Genomic DNA, 18,225 nt, shown 5'->3' on the forward strand with positions numbered 1-18,225 from the left:
CGCGAAAGTCGAGTGTACCACCGGCTCCGGACTGTCGAGTCCCGCCGGGAGAATGTGTGTTATCAGGCACGGACCAGCTATCAAGCGCGCTAAGGCTACAGAATAAGCTTGCGATTCAAAAGTTTAATGTTGGTTTTGCCCATGCAGGCAAGGCGCCGATGCGGGCTGGCAAACCCGCATCGGCCGGGGGGCGGGTCCGTTTATTTGAGCGCTGCCAGCACGTGCTCTGCCACCGGGCCACCCGAGGCCGGGTTCTGCCCGGTGATCAAACGTCCATCGGCGATAGCGAACGGCGCCCACGGAGCGTCAGCCTTTTCATAGTGAGCGCCGCACTTCACCAATTCGGTCTCGGTGAGATACGGCACCACATCAGCCAGACCGGCCAGGGTCTCTTCCTCATTGGAAAAGCCGGTGACCCGCTTGCCCTTGATCAGTAGCTCGCCATTGGACAGTTTGATATTGAGCAAGCCCACCGCACCATGGCACACCGACGACACCACCCCGCCGTGCTCATAGATGTGGCGGCTGATCGCCTGCAATTGCTCGTTGTCCGGGAAGTCCCAAATCACCCCATGCCCACCGGCATAATAAATCGCCGCGTAATCGTCAGGATTGATCTCGTCCGGCTTCAGTGTGGCGCCCAAGCGGTTCATGAACGCCTTGTCGTGATACCACTTCCAGTCAATCTCCGAGGCCATGTCCTTGGCCAGGCTGTGCGGGTCAATCGGGGTGTAACCGCCTTGCGGGCTGACGTAATCCACGGCATACCCGGCGGCCTCGACCTTGTGCACAAAATGCACGGCCTCACCCAGCCATAAACCCGTCGCGCGATCCAGATTGGGGTACTTCTCGACGCTGGTCAGTACCACTAGTATTTTTTTGCTCATCGCTGCCTCCTGTCAGAACGACGGGCCATTCGGCCCTCGAGCTGTACGACATGTTTGCGTACAGAGTCAGGAGCATAGACAAGCGCTTGCGGGCATTAGTGCCGTGCATCCAAAGCACCTGTCCATTCATCAGTTGGCATTCCAGCCGCCCCCCAGCACTTTGTACAACGTCACCCGGTTGCTCTGCTCGGCCAGCCGAAGGGTGATCAAATCTTGCTCGGCGCTGTACAGCGAGCGCTGGGTCACCAGGGCTTCGAGGTAGCTTTGCGAACCGCCCTGATACAGGGCCTGTGACAAGTCATAGCTGGTGCGGCTGGCCTTGGTCAGCGCCATTTGGGCAGCCAGACGCTGATCCAGAGTACTGCGCACGGCCAGGGCATCGGCCACTTCGCTGAAAGCGGTCTCCAGGGTTTTCTGGTAGGTCTGCACCTCAATGTCGCGGGCGACCTTGGCGGAGTCCAGCGCAGCCCGATGGCTGCCGGCGTCGAAAATTGGCAGGCTGATACTCGGCGCAAAGTTCCACGCGCCGCTACCACCGCTGAACAGGCTCGACAGGCTGGAGCTGGCCGAGCCCGCCCCTGCCGTCAGGGTAATACTGGGGAAGAACGCGGCGCGGGCGGCACCGATATCGATGTTGGCCGACTTGAGCGTGTGCTCGGCCGCCAGCACGTCAGGGCGACGCTGCAACAGGGTGGAGGGCAATTCCCCCGGCACCTGCACCAGCATCGCGACCGACTGCAAGCTGTCGCCGGGCAAGTATTGCGCCGGGATGGCATTGCCGACCAACAGGCGCAAGGCATTCTGATCTTGCAGGACCTGGCTGGCATACACCCCGACGTCGACCTTGGCCGACTCCACGGTGGTTTGGGCTTCAGACACCGCCAAACCGGCGGCCCCGCCCAGTGCATGGCTGCGCTGGGTCAGGTCATAGGTGGCCTGCTGGCTGACCAGGGTTTGCCGGGCCAACGCCAAGCGTTCGTTGTCGGCCGCCAGGGTCAACCAGGCGATGCCGACTTCGGCCACCAGGCTGATCTGTGTGCTGCGCCGGGTTTCGGCCAGCGACAGGTACGCTTCCAGCGCCTCGTCCTCGAGGTTCTGCACGCGGCCAAAGAGATCCAGCTCGTAACTGCTCAGCCCCAATTGGGCGCTGTAATCGTGGCTGGTGGTGCCGGACGTTCGACTATGGCTGCCACTTACGCTCGCGTCGATCGCCGGTAAACCCGCCGCGCGCTGGATGCGATACTGCGCCTGGGCCTTTTCAATGTTCAGGGTCGCCACCCGCAAGTCTCGGTTGTTGGTCAACGCCAGCGCCTGAAGGTGCGCCAGGCGCGGGTCGGTAAAAAACTGCTGCCAACGGATGTCCGCCGCGGCTTGGCCGTTGGGCACAGCAGTGCCCGGCAGCCATTGTTCATCGACCGCAGCCTGAGGGCGCTCATACGTGGGCGCCAGATTGATGCAACCGCTGAGCAGCGCCAAGGCTGCCAGCAAGGGCCAACGAAAACGACTCATGCGTCACCTTTTGGGTCAGGGGTGCGAACGCGACTGAAGCGGCGGCGAATCAGCACGAAAAACAGCGGTACAAAGAAGATGCCCAACAGCGTGGCGCTGAACATGCCGCCCAGTACTCCGGTACCGATGGCACGGCGCCCGGCAGAACCTGCGCCCGTGCTCAGCGACAGCGGCAAGACACCAAACATAAAGGCCAGTGAGGTCATCAGAATCGGTCGCAGGCGCTGGCGCACCGCGATCAGGGTGGCCTCGATCAAGCTATTGCCCTGCTCATGCAGGTGCTTGGCGAACTCCACAATCAAAATCGCGTTCTTCGCCGCCAGGCCCACGGTGGTCAGCAAACCCACTTGAAAGTACACGTCATTGCTCAACCCGCTGAAACGCGTGGCCAGCACGGCGCCCACCACACCTAGCGGCACCACCAGCATCACCGAGAAAGGCACTGACCAGCTCTCGTAGAGTGCCGCCAGACACAGGAACACAAACAGCACCGATATCCCGTACAGCAACGGTGCTTGCGAGCCCGACAAACGCAGTTGATAAGACTGCCCGGTCCACTCGTAGCCGATGCCTTCGGGCAACTGCCGGATGATGCTCTCCACGGCGTCCATGGCCACCCCGGAGCTCACGCCCGGCGCGGGATCACCCACCACCTCCAGCGACGAACTGCCGTTATAGCGCTCGAGCAATGGCGAGCCGTAACTCCACGAGGTGCTGGCGAACGAAGAGAACGGGACCATTTCATCGTTGCTGTTACGTACAAACCAATGGTCCAGGTCGGCGGCCTGCATGCGCGCGGTCGCCTCGCCCTGCACGTAGACCTTTTTCACCCGGCCCTGGTTAAGAAAATCGTTAACGTAAGTGCCGCCCAGCGCGGTGGACAAGGTGGCGTTGATGTCGCTGGTGCTCAGGCTCAAGGCGCCCGCCTTGCGATCATCAATGTTGACCTTGAGCTGCGGTGTGTCGTCCAGGCCGTTGCTGCGCACGCCTTGCAGACGCGGGTCTTTTTGCGCCAGTTCGATAAATTGCTCGCGCGCCGCCACCAACGCGTCATGCCCCAGCCCCGCGAGGTCCTTGAGCTGCAAATCGAACCCGGAGCTTTGCCCCAGCCCGCGCACGGCAGGCGGTTGCATGACAAATACGTTGGCATCGCCAATGCTCGACAACGCCTCGGTTGCCCGCTGCGCGATAGACGCGGCGTCCTGGCCTGCGCCCGTGCGCTCGCTCCAGTCCTTGAGCCGGATAAAGGCCCGGGCCGAGTTCTGACTGTTGCCGCCCATGCCCAGGCCCGAGATGCTGATCAGCGCTTCGACTTCCGGCTGCTCGAGCATATAGCCCTCGAACTGCTTGAGCACCGCCTGGGTTCGGTCATCCGTTGCGCCCACGGGCAACTGCACTTGGGCCATCAAGATGCCCTGGTCTTCATCGGGCAAAAATGAGGTTGGCAAGCTGGAGTAACCAGCCGCCATGGCGGCGATCACCAATAGGTACACGACCAGGCTGCGACCTCCCCGGCGTACGATCACTCCTACGCCTTTTTGATAAGCCTCTGCGCTGCGCTCAAAGGTGCGGTTGAACCCTCCGAAGAAGCCGCTAGCAGCAGCGTGCCCTGTGGCATCGGAAGGCTTGAGCAAGGTCGCGCACAGCGCGGGCGTCAGGGTCATGGCCACCAGCACCGAGAGCACCATGGCCGAAACGATGGTCACCGAAAACTGCCGATAAATGATCCCGGTTGAACCCCCAAAAAACGCCATGGGGATAAACACCGCGCTCAGCACCAACGCGATGCCCACCAGCGCGCTGGTGATTTCGGCCATCGACTTGCGCGTGGCTTCCAGCGGCGAAAGCCCTTCTTCGCTCATCACCCGTTCGACGTTTTCCACCACCACAATCGCGTCGTCCACCAACAGGCCGATGGCCAATACCATGGCGAACATGGTCAAGGTGTTGATCGAATAGCCGAACAGCGCCAGCACCCCGAACGTGCCCAGCAAGACTACCGGCACAGTGATGGCCGGGATCAGCGTGGCGCGTACATTTTGCAAGAACAAAAACATGATCAGCACCACCAGCACGATGGCTTCGCCCAACGACTTGACCACCTCTTCGATGGACAGGCTGACGAACGGGGTCGTGTCATAGGCGATCACATTTTTGAGCTGCATTTCGCTCGGGTAAAACGGCTGGAGCTCGGCGAGCCTGGCCTTGACGGCCTCCCCGACCTTAAGCGCATTGGCGCCCGTGGCCAGCTGTACGCCCATCGCAGCGGCGGGCTTGCCATTGAGGGCCGAGTTCACGTCGTAGCTGTCACTGCCCAGCTCAACCCGCGCCACCTCACCGAGCAACACCACCGCGCCCGTGCTGTCGGACTTGACCAACACATTGCGGAACTCTTCGGCGGTCTGCAATTTGCTGCGCGCACTGATCGTTGCATTCAGTTGCTGCTTGGCCACGGCTGGCAACGCCCCGAGCTGGCCCGCCGACACTTCGGTGTTTTGTGCCTCCAGCGCGGTGATCACATCCGAGGGCATCAAGGCGTATTTTTCGAGCAGCGCCGGGTCCAGCCAGATGCGCATGGCGTAGCCCGAACCGAGGGTTTGCACCTCGCCGACTCCGTCGATCCGGGCAATCGAGTCAAGCAAGGTGCTGGAGATGTAATCGCCAATTTGCGTGCCGGTCACGCTAGGGTTGTCGGACGCGAGGGCTGCAATCATCAAGAAGTCAGAGCCGCCCTTGGTCACGGTCAGGCCTTCGCTCTGCACCGAAGCGGGTAGCCGCGACTCCACTTGTTGCAGCTTGTTCTGCACCTGCATCTGCGCCACGTCTGGGTCGGTGCCGGCATCGAAGGTCAAACTGATACTGGCGCTGCCTGCCGAACTGCTGGACGCCGACATGTAGGTGAGCTTGTCGAGCCCGGTCATTTGCTGCTCGATGATCTGGGTCACCGAGTCTTCAACGGTCTTGGCCGAGGCGCCGGTGTAGGTTGCAGAAATGCGCACGGTGGGCGGTGCGATGTCCGGGTATTGCTCCAGCGGCAACTGACTGATCGACATCGCCCCCGCGAGCATGATGACGATGGCGATCACCCAGGCAAAAATCGGCCGGTCGATAAAAAAGCGCGCCATGCTCAGTTCCCCTGCGCAATGGCGGTGGGTGTCACGGCGCGTGGCACGCCCCGGGCTTCACTGTTTTGCGCCAGCACCTCGGCGCCGACCCGAACCTTCTGCCCGCCTTCGATAATCACTTGGTCACCCGCATTCAACCCGGCGCTGACCCACCACTGGTTACCCACCGCCCGGTCAATCGCCAGTACCCGTTGCTCAACCTTGCCGTTGACTACCACCAGCACCGAAGTCACGCCACTGGCGCTTCGGGTCAAGGCTTTTTGCGGTATCAAAATGGCCTTGTCATCGCTGGCCAGCTCCAGAACCGCGCGCACATACATGCCCGGCAACAACAGGTGCTCAGGGTTGGCGAACACGGCGCGCAGGGTCACGGTGCCGGTGCCTTGGTTGACCGCGACACCGCTGAACTTGAGGGTGCCGGCATGGTTGTAGGGGCTGCCATCATCGAGCGTCAGCAACACCGGTGCTTCGCCTTCGGCGCTATTGCCTTGCAACGCACCGCTGGCCAGGTCGCGCTTGAGGCGCAGCAGCTCAGTGGTCGATTGGGTGATATCGACGTAGATCGGGTCCAGTTGCTGCACCGTGGTCAGCGCCGTGGTTTGCGCGGCGACCAACAACGCGCCGGGGGTGACGGTCGAGGTTTCGATACGGCCGCTGAGCGGCGAGGTGATCCGGGTATAGCCCAGATTGATCCGGGCCGTGTCGACCCCGGCTTGCGCCACCTGCAACTCGGCCTGGGCCGTGAGCAAGCTGACTTGGGCATCTTCGTTGTCTTGCTGGCTGATGGCGTCAATTTTTACCAACGCTGCATTACGCGTGGCCGTGGCCTGCGCCGACTTGAGCGTGGCGCGGGCCTTGCTTGCTGTCGCTTGCGCTTCGGCCAGCGTGGCCTTGTACGGCGCCGGGTCGATTTGGTACAGCGCCTGCCCGGCCTTGACCTCGGCGCCCTCGACAAACAGCCGCTGCTGAACAATTCCGCCCACCTGCGGGCGAATGTCAGCCAGCATAAAAGCCTGGGTGCGCCCGGCCAGCTCGGTGGTCAGCGCCTGGCGTTGCGGCTGCACCGTCATCACCTGGACTTTCGGGGTTTGCGCCACGGGCGGGGCATCGTCAGCCGAGCAGCCGCCCAAGGCAAAAAGAACCAGTACGGCAACCACCACCGCGGCGGTTACCAGAGATTTAGCAAAAAGTTTGGTCGGCATAGCGGCCTCTGCAAGTGGGGTGGCTTAAGCCATGCGCCATCGTGCGAGGCAAATGTGCAGGAAATTTGAAGATTGCCCACACGCCTTGAATCTTCGGCCAGCGGGGGCCTAAATGAGCAGGCCATTCACTGACAAGCCCGAGCCCATGAAGCTGAGCATCTCCACCAAACTGTTTATTGCGATTCTCGCCAGTGTGTTGTTGGTCATCCTGAGCATGGGCCTGGCCACCAGTTGGAGCTTCGGCCGCGGCTTTCTCGGCTACCTCAACGAACAGGCCCTGGAACGCATGGCCCCGGTGTTACCACGATTGGCCAGCGCGTATGAACGCGAAGGCAGTTGGGAGTTTCTGCGCAATAAACCTGATCGCTGGTTTGAGGTGATGCGTCCGGAGCCAGAAGATGAAGTGCGCACCCGCGACCTTAAAAACCCGCTGCCGTCCGACCTCACCGGCGCGTTATTTCGTATTGCCTTGCTCGACCAGCACAAAAAAAGGGTCACGGGTTACCCCTCGATCGGTGACGACGCCCTGCTGCGCCCCATCGACGTGGGCGGCAAAACCGTCGGCTGGCTGGCCGTGACGCCCTTTCAAAGCGTGACCGAGGCCGGGGGCGAGCGTTTTCAGCAGTATCAATTGCGCACCAGCCTGGCCGTGGGGGTGCTGTCGTTGCTGCTGGCGATGCTGATTGCCTGGTGGATCGCGCGCACCTTGCTCGACCGGGTCAAGCGTGTGGCCGCCGCCACCCATCGGCTGGCCCAGGGCGAATACAGCAACCGGGTGGCGGTGTCGTCCAACGATGAAGTGGGCCAATTGGCCCGGGACTTCAACCAACTGGCCTTCACCCTGGAGCGCAATGAAACCATGCGCCGCGAATTCATGGCCGATGTATCCCACGAGTTACGCACGCCACTGTCGATCTTGCGCGGCGAGCTGGAGGCCATCGAAGACGGCGTGCGCAGCCTTGATCACGCCTCGATGAAGTCTTTGCAAGCTGAAGTCGGGATGCTCAGCAAATTGGTAGATGACCTGTATGAACTCTCGTTGGCAGACGTGGGCGCATTGACCTATCGCAAGAGCGAATGCGTACTCAATGACGTGCTGAAGGAATCACTGGCGATGTTTCAGGAGCGCTGCAACGCGGCGCAATTGCACATTGATATGGAACTGCCTGCACAACCGCTGGTGCTCGAAGCGGACGCCAAGCGCCTGCAACAACTGTTCAGCAACCTGTTGGAAAACGCCGTGCGCTACACCGATCCCGGTGGCCGGGTGGAAATCCGCGCCAGCCAGGAGGACGATGCCGTGTGCGTCAGCATCATGGATTCCGCGCCCGGTGTTGACCCCCAGCAACTGCCGCGGCTGTTTGAGCGCTTCTATCGTGGCGAAGCCTCGCGCAACCGGGCCAGCGGCGGTGCCGGGCTGGGCTTGGCGATCTGTCACAGCATTGCCCTCGCCCACGGCGGCAGCCTGACAGCCGACCACTCCCCGCTCGGCGGCCTCTGGCTGAACCTGCGGCTACCACGCAAAGGGTGATTCATGAGCATTCTGATCGTCGAAGACGAACCCAAACTGGTCGCCCTGATGCGCGATTATTTATCGCTCGAAGGCTACCCGGTCCATTGCCTGGGCAACGGCCTTGAGGTGGTGCCGTGGGTTCGCGCGCATTCGCCACGCTTGATCTTGCTCGACCTGATGCTACCGGGCCGCGATGGCCTGGACATCTGCAGGGAACTGCGCAGTTTCAGCGCGGTGCCGATCATCATGATCACCGCTCGGGTCGAAGAAGTGGACCGCTTGCTAGGGCTGGATCTAGGCGCCGATGACTACATCTGCAAACCCTTCAGCCCACGGGAGGTGGTGGCCCGAGTCAAAGCGATACTGCGCCGCAGCCCGCACCTGGAGACCGTGGCGCAAGCGCGTATCGAGATCGACGAAAGCCGCTACAGCGCTGCCTTTGATGGTGTGCCGCTGGACCTGACGCCGGTTGAGCTGCGCCTGCTCAACACCTTTGCCCGCGCTCCGGGCCGGGTGTTCTCCCGCGACCAATTGCTCGACAAGCTGTATTCCGATCACCGGGTGGTCACCGACCGCACGGTCGACAGCCATATCCGCAACCTGCGGCGCAAGCTTGCGCAGGCGTGCCCCGCAGAGGACCCGATCCAGTCGCTGTATGGCGTGGGGTACAAGCTGGAGCTTTAAAGCGACTCATTGAACAGCGCAAAACTCGCAAGGTGTTGCCGGGCGTTTTGCAGCGCCGTGGCCACCGCCTCTTCGCCAAACACCAGCCCTTCCAAATACACAAAGTGGATGTCAGACAGCCCAAGCATCGTGAAGACTTCACGCAGGTAGTCGGTCAGGAAGTCACGCTGTTTGGCCCTCGGCCCTTGATGAAAGCCACCCGAACCCACCAACACGTAAACCGGGCGAGAGGCGAGCAAGCCGGTTTTGCCGTCTGGCCCCGAGCTAAAGGTGCGATGGATGCGCAACACGTAGTCAATCCACAGCTTCAGCGACGCCGGAACCGTCAGGTTGTGCATGGGCGTGCAAACAAACACGACATCGCTGCGCTCCAGCTCCTGAATCAATGCTTCGGACACATCAAACACCGGCGCATCGAACGCCGTGGGCTTGGTCAACGCCGCGCCGTACTCAATGTTCAACGGGGGCAAAGGCTGTTCTGCCAGGTTTCGTTCGATCAACTCCAGATCCGGGTAACGTTGGCGCAGGCTCTGCAGTTGCTCGTGCGCCAGTTGCCGGGCGTGGGAAAAATCACCGTGGGGGCTGGCGTTGATCAGCAGTGCGGTTTTCATGGGTGGGCCTCGCTCAGTTTTTCGGTGAAGTGCATACCACGGGCCAGCAGCCCCTGACGGAAGTAAAAGCGCTGGGCCAACGCCATGTGCAGCCCTGTATCCAGTACAAAATGATCGCAACCGCGTCGAACGGCCTCCTCGCGTACGGCGTTCAACAACGTGGTGCCCACGCCTGAGCCTTGAAGCTGCGGGCTGATCACCAGGTCATCAACGTAAATAAAGCGGCCATAGATCAGGTTTTCAAGTTCGCGATAGCCGGCCAACCCGACCATCCCTTGGCCGTTGCTGATCGCCAACAACCGGTAGCCCTGCCGGGTCTGCCGCGACAATTGCGCGACATAAGCATCCGGGTCAGATAAATGCGGACGCAACACGCGCATCAGATCAAAACTGGCGTGTTGGTCTGTGGGGGTTTCCAGAAGCTGAAAGGTGTAGTCCATGCTCGTCTGCCCTCTGTAAAAGTTGGCTTACTGTAGGGACATAACGGCACAGGCCACAGGTCCAAAAAATGCCTTCAGGACTGGGCCATAGAAACGTCAGAGCCTCCAATACGTGTTCTATTCAGACGAATAAACGTGACAAGGATGCCTTGTTGAAATCCGCGTCTATAATCTGCCGAAAAAATCCATGGAGGAAACGCTGTGACCATTGCGCTGCATCTCTTAGTCATCATTCTTTCGTTGGGTCTTGTCCGCTACTTGGGCCCCAAATGGCTGATCCCCATCGGTATTGTCTGGTCCGCGGTGACGGTATTCACTCTTTTTTGGCCCCCCCTTATCGCCCTTCAATTGAGTGTCATCTGGGCGACGGTCTGGCTGTTGAAAGCCCATGCAGCCAAGTCCCGGCAGGACGAAACGTCCAGACAACCTGCATACGGATCCAGCGCAGTGTTGACCGACAACAAAGCGATACCGCAGACCAGTGCCTATCAGGACAGCATTAAATCCGGTGAAATTAACTGGCGCCCCGACGAACCCGCTGAAGAGCCGCACACTCACGCGAGCCTGGACCACGACTATCACCAGCAAGAGATCATGGCCGCCACCGGCCAAATGCTGGCCTCGCGCAAGCTTGAACAGGATCACATCGAATCGATACTGGCACGGGCCGAAAAGCACCATCAAACCGCGCTCAAGTTGCTTGAAGACGAGTCGTTCAAACGAGGATATGAAGAGGCGTACGCCATGTATGAGGCACTGCTTCGGGGGGAAAAAGCTGCAACTGCGTCCATTCCCTTTACTGATTTCAGCCGCCCCGACACGCATGTTGTCAAACCGGTGGACGATGCCATTCAGAACACGTTTGAAAGCTCCGCCAATGAATACTCGGCGTTTTTGAAAAATACGGTTGTGCGTTTACAACAACGCAAAGGTCTGCGTGAGTTGTTTGAAAAAGAGATGCTCATCGCAGGCGGTTCGCAGGTGCTGAACCGGATCAAAAGCTTTGAAGCCGGGGACGAATGGCGCTACGCGGACCGCCGCAAGAAGGTACGCGGCACACTCGCTGACCGACAATTAAAAGCCTGAAAGGCGCTAGGGCCTCACCCATGGGGGAGGCCCTGACATCCGTCAGTTACATCAACACTCACTGCCAACGCTTGAACAGCACGCTCGCATTGACCCCGCCAAAGCCGAAACCATTTGAAATCGCGTATTCAATCGCCAGCTTTTGCGCCTGCCCGCGAACCAGATTGAGCCCGGCAGCCGCAGGGTCTGGCGTCTCAAGGTTCAGGGTTGCCGGGGCGATCTGGTCGCGCAAGGCCAGCAAGGTGAAGATCGCCTCAATGCCACCTGCCGCGCCCAACAAGTGCCCGGTCGCTGATTTGGTGGCGCTGATGGCAACGTCGGGGTTGTCGCCAAACAGGCTGTTGATGGCGGCCAACTCGCCTTTGTCACCCACTGGGGTCGAGGTGGCATGGGCGTTCAAATGCTGGATCTGCGCCGGGGTTATACCCGCCTGCTTAATCGCCTGCTCCATCGCCCGCCGTGCACCTGAGCCATCTTCCGGCCCGGCGGTCATGTGGTAAGCATCGGCACTGGTGCCATACCCCACCAGTTCCGCAATCGGCTTGGCGCCTCGGGCCAGGGCGTGCTCCAGCTCTTCGATCACCAGCAAACCGGCGCCCTCGCCCATCACAAAACCGTCGCGCGCTTTATCGAACGGGCGTGAGGCGCGCTCAGGGGTGTCGTTGAAACCGTGGGACAATGCCCGCGCCGCCGCAAAACCACCCAGGCTCACGCGATGGATACAGGCTTCGGCGCCGCCACACACGGCCACGTCCACTTCACCAGCACGAATCATCCGCGCCGCATCGCCAATCGCCTGCACACCGGCAGCACACGCCGTGACCGGGGCGCCCAGCGGGCCTTTGAGGTGATGCAGAATCGACACATGCCCGGCCGCCAAGTTGCACAGAAACGACGGGATGGTGAACGGTGACAAGCGGCGCGGGCCCTTACTGTCAGCGGTGCGCACCGCCTCGGCAATAGCCGGAAACCCGCCCACACCGGACGCGATAATCGTGGCTGTACGCTCTTGCTGCAGTTCGGTTTGCGGCGCCCAGCCCGCTTGCTCCAGCGCTTCTTTAGCGGCGGCAAGCGCAAACAGAATGAAGCGGTCCATCTTGCGCTGTTCTTTGGCGGGGATCAGCGCGTCGGGGTCAAACCCGGCTTGCGGGTCCTGATCACGGTCCAGCACCTGACCGCCAATGCTGACGGCCAAATCACCGACCAGCGCTTCAGGCAGTCGACGGATCCCGGACTGCCCTGCCAGCAAACGGCTCCAGGTCTGTTCGACCCCACAGCCCAGCGGGGTCACCGCGCCCATGCCCGTCACAACAATGCGTCTACTCACGATGGCTCACTCCATAAATTTTGCTTGGTAGCGGTACAGTGACGAAACTATCATTATGAAAGTAACATCAGTGAGCAAAACTTTTCTCGTCTCTCAGGAACCGCAATGCAACGCACATCGCTTACAAACGCCGAATGCCCTGTCGCCCGTGGACTGGAACGGGTAGGAGAATGGTGGAGCATCTTGATCATGCGCGATGCGCTGCAAGGGTTAAGGCGCTTTGACGAATTTTCGCAAAGCCTGGGGATTGCCCCGAACATGCTGACGCGCAGGCTCAACACTCTGGTCGAAGAAGGATTACTGGAGCGCAGACGCTACAGCGAGCGCCCGCCCCGGTATGAATACGTACCGACGGCGGTGGGAGAAGATTTCAAAATCGTGATCATGGCGTTTATTGCCTGGGGCAATCGGCATTACACGCCCGAGGGCGAAAGTGTGCAGATCATTGATCAACAGACCCGCCATCCACTCCAGGTGGTGCTGATGGACGCGGTTGAAGGCCGTGCGGTGCCCATTGAACAGTGCACCGTCAAGGCCGGGCCGGCAGCGAGTCCAGGCATGCAGGAGCGCCTGGCCTTTGTAGCGGGCAGACAGCCGCAAGACGCCTGAGGTGATGCCTCAAGTGCAATAAAAGGTAGTCGCCGCCCCAATGACAAGACGTTGATCGGTGTGATGCGGCACCCCTGATCAGCGCATTGCGGCCTCGGCAGCGACTACAGGAACGGGGCTTACTGGCAGACTTTCGCAGCCGCCGGGTCGTTAGGCACGAATGAATCGGCGGCACCCGGTTTCAGAACCACGTAGCCACGACGCCACGGTTGATCATCGACCATTTTCCAGCGGTGCCCGGAGCCGGTGTTGTCGGCTGCCAGCAGCACTTCGCCCGGGTGCAAAGTAAACGTCTCACCGGTGCGCGTCTCAAAGGCCAGCGTGCCGGACAAGGTCATGACGTACTGCGGCTCCGGGTCGTTATGCCAGTCAAACGAGGCATGCGCCGGGCTTTGCTTGAAGTGAATGGCCGTCACGTCGTTGCGCATGTTCTGGTTGATGGTCCCTTGCAGAACATGCGAGGCGTCGTCCGCGCCGGTGCACAGCTTGTAGGCCTTGATGGTATCAGTGGCGGACGTGGCCGCTTGAGCCCCGCTCAGTGTCGCGAGGGTGATTGCGACAGCACCCGCCGTCCGCAAGCTGAGGTTGCACAGACCGTGAATGACCGTGTGCCGCGACGAACGTTTTTTCTGATGCATGAAACCGGTTTCCCTTGTCCTGAAATTGCCCTGAAATGGCCTGATAGGCGTTGCTTGCAGAACATGTTCGACGCCGTGGGCCTTCGCGACAACTAACTAATAATTCATAGATCGCACAAGGCTGATGCAGCTGGCGTGGAAACTACATTGTGCGCTAAAGGTATTGACGCTAAATTGTTGGCTCTTTTAACGCCAAGGTTCCTGTGATGACTGTCGACGACCACTCCGCCCCGGCAGACGCTGGCAGTTGTGATTACCTGCTGCTGCAAAACCAGCTGTGTTTTTCACTGCACTCCACCTCGCTGATGATGACCAAGGTGTACAAGCCCCTGCTTCAGGCCTTGAACCTGACCTACCCGCAATACCTGGCGATGCTGGTGTTATGGGAAGAAGACGGTCTGACCGTAGGGGAAGTCAGTGCGCGTCTGCTGACAGATCCGGGGTCGTTGACGCCGTTGCTCAAGCGTCTGGAAGCCGAAGGCATGCTCAGCCGGGTTCGCAGCCATGAAGACCAGCGAGTGGTTCACCTGCGCTTGACCGAGCAAGGCAAAGCGCTGCAAGAAAAAGCCAAGACCATCCCCCAGTGCATCCTGGCCGCCAGCGGGCTGAGCCTGGAGCAGTTGCAAGACATCCAGAAAAACCTGCTACTGCTGCGCCGCAACCTGCACGCCAGCCTCTGAATATTATTCCGTCTGTAGGAGCGAGCTTGCCTCGCGATCTTTTGATTTTTAAAGATCAAGAGATCGCGAGGCAAGCTCGCTCCTACAGTCAGTTTGTTTCCTGAAAATAAATAGTCTTTTATATCAACAAGATAGATCTGTTTTAGGTGCGTCATGAAAAAAATAACTTGCGCACAAACTATTTGAGCGCTAATTTTTAGCTATCTTCTTAGCGCGCAAACAATTAGCGCTAAAGATAAATCTCATCAGACACTTATCAGTAAGGAAAGACCGCCATGAACGTTCTCTATACCGCTGTTGCAACCGCTACCGGTGGCCGTGATGGTCGCGCTGTTTCGAGTGACAAGGTCCTCGACGTCAAGCTGACCACGCCAAAAGAACTGGGCGGTGCGGGCGGTGAAGCCACGAACCCTGAGCAACTGTTTGCCGCCGGTTACTCGGCCTGCTTTATCGGTGCCTTGAAATTTGTCGCCAGCCAGACCAAGCGCAGTATTCCGGCCGACGCCTCGATCACGGCCCACGTGGGTATTGGCCAGATCCCGGGCGGTTTCGGTCTGGACATCGACCTGCACATCAGCCTGCCGGGCCTTGAGCAAGCCGACGCTCAAGCGCTGGTAGACGCTGCGCACCAGGTGTGCCCTTACTCCAACGCCACCCGCGGTAACGTCGACGTGCGTCTGCACGTCAGCGTTTAAAGTCTGAAAAAAATGCCTCGCGACCGTTTAAAAGATCGCGAGGCAAGCTCGCTCCTACAGAGGGTTAGGCAAGATTTAAATCCGCGCCAGCGCCTGTGCCAGGTCAGCGCGCAAATCGTCGACATCCTCAACACCCACCGACAGCCGCACCAGACCATCGCCGATACCCAACTGCGCACGGGTTTGGGCGGGGATGGTGGCGTGGGTCATGATGGCCGGGTGTTCGATCAGGCTTTCAACCCCGCCCAGGCTTTCGGCCAGGGCAAAAATCTGCACGCTTTCAAGGAAGCGCCGGGCGCCCGCCAGGTCGGTGTTCAAGTCGATGGAAATCATCCCGCCAAACCCACGCATCTGCCGACGCGCCAACTCATGCTGCGGGTGCGATGCCAGCCCCGGGTAGTGCACACGCGACACGTGCGGTTGGCGCTCCAGCCATTGCGCCAGCTCCAGCGCGTTGCTGCAGTGACGCTCCATGCGCAGGGCCAGGGTTTTAACCCCGCGCAGGGTGAGGAAGGCATCAAACGGCCCGGCAATCGCGCCCACCGCGTTTTGCAGGAAGCGCAAGCGCTCGGCCAGTTCCAGGTGCTTGACGATGGCGATGCCGCCGATCACATCCGAGTGGCCGTTCAGGTACTTGGTGGTCGAATGCACCACCACATCAAAACCCAACTCCAGCGGGCGCTGCACCCAGGGGCTGGCAAAGGTGTTATCGGCCACGCAAATGATGCCGCGCGCCCGGCAGATGCTCGCCACGGCCGCCAGGTCAGTCAGGCTGAGCAGCGGGTTGCTCGGGGTTTCGACCCAGACCATCCGCGTGTTGTCCTGCAACGACGCCTCAAAAGCGCTGAGGTCCGTCAGGTCGACGAAGCTGAAGCTGTGCCCGGCGCTGCGCTGGCGGACTTTGTCGAACAGGCGGAACGTACCGCCGTACAAATCGTTGCCCGAGACAATGTGCGAACCGGCGTCCAATAACTCCAGCACCGTCGAAATGGCCGCAAGCCCGGAAGCAAAAGCGAAGGCATCTGTGCCGCCTTCAAGGTCCGCGACGCAACGCTCCAGGGCAAACCGCGTCGGATTGTGCGAGCGCCCGTAGTCCAGGCCTTTGTGCACGCCGGGGCTTTCTTGCAAATAGGTGGAGTTGGCATAAATCGGCGGCATCAAGGCCCCGGTGGAAGGGTCCGGCACCTGCCCTGCGTGGATGACGCGGGTGGCAAAGGCGCGGTGTGCGCCGTTTTCATCGTGCTGACTCATGCAAGGGATCTCCGTAGGTGATTGAGCAGGTCGACGCGGGTGATCAGGCCATGAAAGCCCGAAGCGTCAGCAATAATCGCCACCAGCCCGCGGTCGAGTTCGGCCTGTAGTTCAGCCAGACTGGCCTGCGGCGCCAAGGTGTGCAACGTGTCCGTCATGGCGCTCGCGACCGTGCGGCTAAAGTGCGACGCATCGGCATGCAGGCCCAGCAAAATATCGGACTCATCGATCACCCCGACCAGCCGCTTGCCATCCACCAGCACCGGCAGTTGCGATACATCGGCCAGGCGCATGCGCTGGAAAGCGGTGAGCAAGGTGTCGTCCGGGCTGGCGCTGATCACCCGACCATCCTCAAAACGTCGGGCAATCAGGTCACGCAAATCGCCGTAATGCTTGAACTGCAGCAGGCCCTGGTCCTTCATCCACTGGTCGTTGTAGACCTTGGACAAATAACGCGTCCCGGTGTCACACACAAAGCTGACCACGCGCTTGGGCTCGGTTTGCTCGCGGCAATAACGCAACGCGGCGGCCAGCAAGGTGCCGGTTGAAGAACCGCCCAAAATACCTTCAGCCCGCAGCAACTGGCGGGCGTGATCAAAGCTTTCTTCATCGCTGATCGAATAGGCATGACGCACGCTGGACAGGTCGCTGATCGACGGGATGAAGTCTTCGCCAATGCCCTCCACCGCCCAGGAACCGGCTTTGCCGATCACCCCGCTGCGGCTGTATTCGGCCATCACCGAGCCCACCGGGTCGGCCAGAACCATTTCCAGATCCGGTTGCACGCGCTTAAAAAAACGGGTCAAGCCGGTCAACGTTCCGGCAGACCCGACACCCACCACAATGGCATCCAGATCGTGCTGGGTTTGCGACCAGATTTCCGGGGCGGTGCTGCATTCGTGGGCCAGCGGGTTGGCCGGATTATTGAATTGATCGGCGAAAAAAGCATCGGGGATGTCGGCGGCCAAGCGCGCGGCCACGTCCTGGTAATACTCCGGGTGGCCCTTGCCGACGTCAGACCGGGTGATATGCACCTCAGCGCCCATGGCCTTGAGGTGCAACACCTTCTCGGTGGACATCTTGTCCGGCACCACCAGCACCACCCGGTAGCCTTTGGCCCGACCGACCAGCGCCAGTCCGAGGCCAGTGTTACCGGCCGTTGCTTCAACAATGGTGCCGCCGGGGCGCAAACGCCCGTCGCGCTCGGCGGTATCAATCATGGCCAGGCCGACCCGGTCCTTGATCGAGCCTCCGGGGTTTTGCGATTCAAGCTTGAGGAACAGCGTACAAGGCCCGGTATCGAACCGGCTGACACGCACTAGCGGCGTGTTGCCGATCAATTCCAGAACGGCAGGTTGAGGGTTGTTTGGCATGAAGTCACTTCCCGTGTTTTGGCACTGGATGGACAGCGACTGGCAACGATGTATGTCGCGCCAATCACCGGAAACCTCCTAGGACCATAGGCCGGGATGGGGTTGGCCGCAACTTGACGGGTGATTACTCCAGAGCGTTTAAGCCAAGCCTCCTGAAGGCGTGGCATCCGCCTCATGAACAATTTTTCATGTCACGGCCCCGTCATTTTCCATTCCTATATTCCTACGTCACACGTTACGAACGGCCTGTATCGGGCCTTGGACTCAACGTTCGCAAGGAGTGCGCATGCTGTGCCCGGCAGTTAGGCCCGGGGAGGAATTTATTGTGGATGCAACGCTGACACCCTTGCCGCACCTTGAGCCATTGCCTGCGGGCAGTACTTCGCGATTGCTGCGCCGTGGCGGCGCGGTGGTGCTGGTGGTGGCGCTGCATCTGTTGGTGCTGAGCCTGGTGAACCGGTCTTCGCCGGTCACGGTGACGCCAGCCGTCACGCGCACTATTTATGCCTCGGTCATTCATCAACCCGCGCCGGCACCCGCCGCCCCTGCTGCACCAACACCGCCCTCCGAGCCCCCTCCTCCCGTGGCCCAGCCC

Annotated in this window: 16 protein-coding genes and 1 pseudogene; 7 read left to right on the forward strand and 10 right to left on the reverse strand. The window is 60.5% G+C overall.

Annotated features, from left to right (window positions below; all coding sequences use genetic code 11):
• Window positions 1–200: 200 nt before the first annotated feature.
• From GHO25_RS19140 to GHO25_RS19155, 4 genes are all read right to left on the reverse strand, one after another.
• A complete protein-coding gene (locus GHO25_RS19140; protein ID WP_153391782.1) occupies window positions 201–887 on the reverse strand; it encodes a type 1 glutamine amidotransferase domain-containing protein in 687 nt (228 codons plus the stop codon).
• A 129-nt stretch (window positions 888–1,016) separates the two neighbouring features.
• Complete coding sequence (locus GHO25_RS19145; protein WP_048370440.1) at window positions 1,017–2,396, reverse strand: efflux transporter outer membrane subunit; 1,380 nt, start codon at window positions 2,394–2,396, stop codon at window positions 1,017–1,019.
• Entirely contained in the window at window positions 2,393–5,521 is a 3,129-nt protein-coding gene (locus GHO25_RS19150; protein ID WP_153330163.1) for an efflux RND transporter permease subunit, read from the reverse strand. Before GHO25_RS19150 ends, GHO25_RS19145 begins: the two co-directional genes overlap by 4 nt.
• Window positions 5,522–5,523: 2 nt before the next feature.
• Entirely contained in the window at window positions 5,524–6,723 is a 1,200-nt protein-coding gene (locus tag GHO25_RS19155; protein ID WP_153391784.1) for an efflux RND transporter periplasmic adaptor subunit, read from the reverse strand.
• A 112-nt stretch (window positions 6,724–6,835) separates the two neighbouring features.
• On the opposite strand from GHO25_RS19155, the gene baeS reads away from it, so the two are divergent.
• Window positions 6,836–8,254, forward strand: coding sequence for a sensor histidine kinase efflux regulator BaeS (baeS, locus tag GHO25_RS19160; RefSeq protein ID WP_153391786.1), 1,419 nt, complete (start codon window positions 6,836–6,838; stop codon window positions 8,252–8,254).
• A 3-nt stretch (window positions 8,255–8,257) separates the two neighbouring features.
• Entirely contained in the window at window positions 8,258–8,920 is a 663-nt protein-coding gene (locus GHO25_RS19165) for a response regulator (protein WP_123750055.1), read from the forward strand.
• Here the strand turns inward: GHO25_RS19165 and GHO25_RS19170 are convergent.
• The gene (locus tag GHO25_RS19170; protein ID WP_048370451.1) at window positions 8,917–9,531 is read right to left on the reverse strand and encodes an FMN-dependent NADH-azoreductase; all 615 of its coding nucleotides are present in this window, start codon (window positions 9,529–9,531) and stop codon (window positions 8,917–8,919) included. The genes GHO25_RS19165 and GHO25_RS19170 overlap by 4 nt on opposite strands.
• Window positions 9,528–9,971 (reverse strand): GNAT family N-acetyltransferase, encoded by a 444-nt coding sequence (locus GHO25_RS19175; RefSeq protein ID WP_048370452.1) that lies wholly within the window; start codon window positions 9,969–9,971, stop codon window positions 9,528–9,530. The genes GHO25_RS19170 and GHO25_RS19175 overlap by 4 nt, the downstream gene beginning before the upstream one ends.
• A 201-nt stretch (window positions 9,972–10,172) precedes the next feature.
• Here GHO25_RS19175 and GHO25_RS19180 point away from each other — a divergent pair, with 201 nt between their 5' ends.
• The gene (locus tag GHO25_RS19180; RefSeq protein WP_048370454.1) at window positions 10,173–11,057 is read left to right on the forward strand and encodes a hypothetical protein; all 885 of its coding nucleotides are present in this window, start codon (window positions 10,173–10,175) and stop codon (window positions 11,055–11,057) included.
• A gap of 58 nt (window positions 11,058–11,115) precedes the next feature.
• On the opposite strand, the gene fabF is transcribed toward GHO25_RS19180, so the two are convergent.
• Window positions 11,116–12,384, reverse strand: coding sequence for a beta-ketoacyl-ACP synthase II (gene fabF / locus GHO25_RS19185; RefSeq protein WP_178110149.1), 1,269 nt, complete (start codon window positions 12,382–12,384; stop codon window positions 11,116–11,118).
• Between the two features lie 105 nt (window positions 12,385–12,489).
• Here fabF and GHO25_RS19190 point away from each other — a divergent pair, with 105 nt between their 5' ends.
• On the forward strand, window positions 12,490–12,993 hold the full coding sequence (locus GHO25_RS19190; RefSeq protein ID WP_048370459.1) for a helix-turn-helix domain-containing protein: 504 nt from the start codon (window positions 12,490–12,492) through the stop codon (window positions 12,991–12,993).
• A 119-nt stretch (window positions 12,994–13,112) separates the two neighbouring features.
• Here GHO25_RS19190 and GHO25_RS19195 read toward each other — a convergent pair whose 3' ends face one another.
• Window positions 13,113–13,631, reverse strand: a complete 519-nt coding sequence (locus tag GHO25_RS19195) for a hypothetical protein (RefSeq protein ID WP_048370461.1) — start codon at window positions 13,629–13,631, stop codon at window positions 13,113–13,115.
• A gap of 206 nt (window positions 13,632–13,837) precedes the next feature.
• Between GHO25_RS19195 and GHO25_RS19200 the strand changes: the two genes are divergently transcribed.
• A complete protein-coding gene (locus tag GHO25_RS19200) occupies window positions 13,838–14,311 on the forward strand; it encodes a MarR family winged helix-turn-helix transcriptional regulator (protein WP_048387254.1) in 474 nt (157 codons plus the stop codon).
• Between the two features lie 275 nt (window positions 14,312–14,586).
• Window positions 14,587–15,006 carry an organic hydroperoxide resistance protein gene (locus tag GHO25_RS19205; RefSeq protein WP_153330161.1) on the forward strand — a complete coding sequence of 140 codons (420 nt, stop codon included), beginning with the start codon at window positions 14,587–14,589 and terminating at the stop codon, window positions 15,004–15,006.
• Between the two features lie 75 nt (window positions 15,007–15,081).
• On the opposite strand, the gene GHO25_RS19210 is transcribed toward GHO25_RS19205, so the two are convergent.
• The gene (locus GHO25_RS19210; protein ID WP_153391788.1) at window positions 15,082–16,257 is read right to left on the reverse strand and encodes a cystathionine gamma-synthase; all 1,176 of its coding nucleotides are present in this window, start codon (window positions 16,255–16,257) and stop codon (window positions 15,082–15,084) included.
• A complete protein-coding gene (locus GHO25_RS19215; protein ID WP_153391791.1) occupies window positions 16,254–17,630 on the reverse strand; it encodes a pyridoxal-phosphate dependent enzyme in 1,377 nt (458 codons plus the stop codon). Before GHO25_RS19215 ends, GHO25_RS19210 begins: the two co-directional genes overlap by 4 nt.
• A gap of 325 nt (window positions 17,631–17,955) precedes the next feature.
• On the opposite strand from GHO25_RS19215, the pseudogene GHO25_RS19220 reads away from it, so the two are divergent.
• Window positions 17,956–18,225 (forward strand): annotated as a pseudogene (locus tag GHO25_RS19220) (energy transducer TonB); the annotation flags it as partial.

This window comes from Pseudomonas sp. FSL R10-1350 (assembly GCF_009600525.1).
In the GTDB taxonomy this organism is placed as follows: domain Bacteria; phylum Pseudomonadota; class Gammaproteobacteria; order Pseudomonadales; family Pseudomonadaceae; genus Aquipseudomonas; species Aquipseudomonas helleri.